The organism is Streptomyces sparsus (genome assembly GCF_054776295.1).
In genome coordinates this window covers 1-2,243 of sequence record NZ_BAAHCA010000818.1, presented here as the reverse complement: position 1 = coordinate 2,243, position 2,243 = coordinate 1, and the positions used below count along the sequence as shown (strand labels likewise).

The window sequence follows — 2,243 nt, the reverse complement described above, 5'->3', positions numbered from 1 at the left end:
AGCGGGCGGGCCCAGGCGGTGGCCCGCCGCCAGCTTCGCTGCCACCGGGGCGGGGCGTGCCGCTGCCAGACCTGCGGCCAGCGGCCGAAGCGTCCGGCCAGCCACAGCAGGGGGACGGGCAGCACCGCGTAGGCCGCGTAGTTGACCACCGTCACGGTGAACCGGGAGCCGCCGCTGTACCAGGGGGCGGGCAGCAGGGCGTAGATCCAGGCCATGAACGGCAGGTAGCCGTTCATGGTGAGCGACCAGACGAGCAGGGCAGCCAGCAGGGCGAGCAGTGCGCCGCCGAGCAGTTGCCGGCCGGGCAGTTCCTCGGGTTGCTGTTCCGGCCGGGGCTCGTGCCCCTGCCGCCAGATCCCCGGCTCGGCCTCCGGCCGGGGTGCCCGCAGCCAGGCGACGAGCGGGGCGCTCGACTCGGGGGCCGGCCGGGGCATGGGCGGTACCGGAGCCGGTTTCGGTACGGCCTCGGTGCTCCGCCAGTCGTGGGTACCGTCCGCGCTCATGTGCTGCCCTGCCCCCTGCCCGAAACTGCCGACGGCCCGCGGTTGCCCCCGCGGGCGGACCCCAATCTAACGGGCGGGCGCCGAAGTTGGCCGGTTCCCCGGCTCCGGGTGCGGCGGCGGCCGTGCGGTGCCCGGCGTGGTCGGTCCGGGGTGCGGTCCCCGGCGTTGTCCGCGGCGGCCAACACGACACGTGCACTTCTCCTCAGCGGTGCATGTCCCGGTCCGCCGCCTGGCCCTAGCCTGCGGAGGAGCGAGCCAAGAACCCCCATTTCTCCCGAGGAGCGCACGATGACCTCCACGACCCCGATGTCGGCCATGTCCGGAGGCCCGGGCCTCCCCCAGGAGCGGCGCCTGGTCACCGCGATCCCCGGCCCGAAGTCGCAGGAACTGCACGCCAGGAAGCAGGCCGCGGTCGCGAACGGTGTCGGCAACGTGCTGCCGGTCTACGTCACACGGGCCGGCGGCGGCATCGTGGAGGACGTGGACGGCAACGCCCTGATCGACTTCGGTTCCGGCATCGCCGTCACCTCGGTCGGCAACAGCGCCGAGGCGGTCGTCCGCCGGGCGTCCGCGCAGCTGTCCGAGTTCACCCACACGTGTTTCATGGTGGCCCCGTACGAGGGGTACGTCGCGGTGGCCGAGGAGCTGGCGAAGCTCACGCCGGGGGATCACGCGAAGAAGTCGGCGCTGTTCAACTCCGGCGCCGAGGCGGTGGAGAACGCGGTGAAGATCGCCCGCGCCCACACCGGTCGGCAGGCCGTGGTGGTCTTCGACCACGGCTACCACGGCCGGACCAACCTGACCATGGCGCTGACCTCGAAGTCGATGCCGTACAAGCACAGCTTCGGCCCGTTCGCGCCGGAGGTCTACCGGGTGCCGGTCGCCTACCCGTACCGCTGGCTGACGGGCCCGGAGAACTGCGCCGAGGAGGCCGCGGCCCAGGCGATCGACCAGATCAGCAAGCAGGTCGGCGCCGGCAACGTCGCGGCGATCATCATCGAGCCGCTGCTCGGTGAGGGCGGTTTCATCGAGCCGGCCAAGGGCTTCCTGCCGCGGATCGCGGAGTTCGCCCGGGAGAACGGCATCGTGTTCGTCGCGGACGAGATCCAGTCCGGCTTCTGCCGCACCGGGCAGTGGTTCGCCTCCGAGGACGAGGGGCTGGTCCCGGACCTGATCACCACCGCCAAGGGCATCGCCGGCGGCCTGCCGCTGGCGGCCGTCACCGGCCGTGCGGAGATCATGGACGCCGCGCACGTCGGTGGCCTGGGCGGCACCTACGGAGGCAACCCGGTGGCGTGCGCCGCCGCGCTGGGCGCGATCGAGACGATGCGCGAGCTGGACCTGAACGCCAGGGCCAGGCGCATCGAGGAGGTCATGAAGCCGCGGCTGGAGAAGATGGCGGAGCGCCACGCGCTGATCGGTGAGGTGCGGGGACGCGGGGCGATGATCGCCATCGAGCTGGTCGAGCCGGGCACCACCACACCCGCGCCCGCGCAGACGGCGGCGCTGGCCACGGCCTGCCACCAGGCCGGGCTGCTGGTGCTCACCACGGGCACCTACGGCAACGTGATGCGTTTCCTGCCGCCGCTGGTCATCGGTGAGGAGCTGCTCAACGAGGGTCTGGACATCCTGGAGAACGCGCTGGCCGAGCTGGCGTGAGAGCGGGCGCCGGTGCCTGGGCGCCAGCTCTCGGGCGCCCTCCGCACCGGCCCGGCACGCACCGCCGGCCGGGACGGCGCG

Annotated in this window: 1 protein-coding gene and 1 pseudogene; one reads left to right on the top strand and one right to left on the bottom strand. The window is 73.0% G+C overall.

The genetic code is table 11. The features are described from left to right. A pseudogene (locus ACYVE9_RS23790) lies at positions 1 to 434 on the bottom strand (ATP-binding protein); the annotation flags it as partial. 375 nt (positions 435 to 809) lie between these two features. Here ACYVE9_RS23790 and gabT point away from each other — a divergent pair. Then, positions 810 to 2,162, top strand: coding sequence for a 4-aminobutyrate--2-oxoglutarate transaminase (gabT, locus tag ACYVE9_RS23785; protein ID WP_461029942.1), 1,353 nt, complete (start codon positions 810 to 812; stop codon positions 2,160 to 2,162). The last annotated feature ends 81 nt before the right edge of the window (positions 2,163 to 2,243 follow it).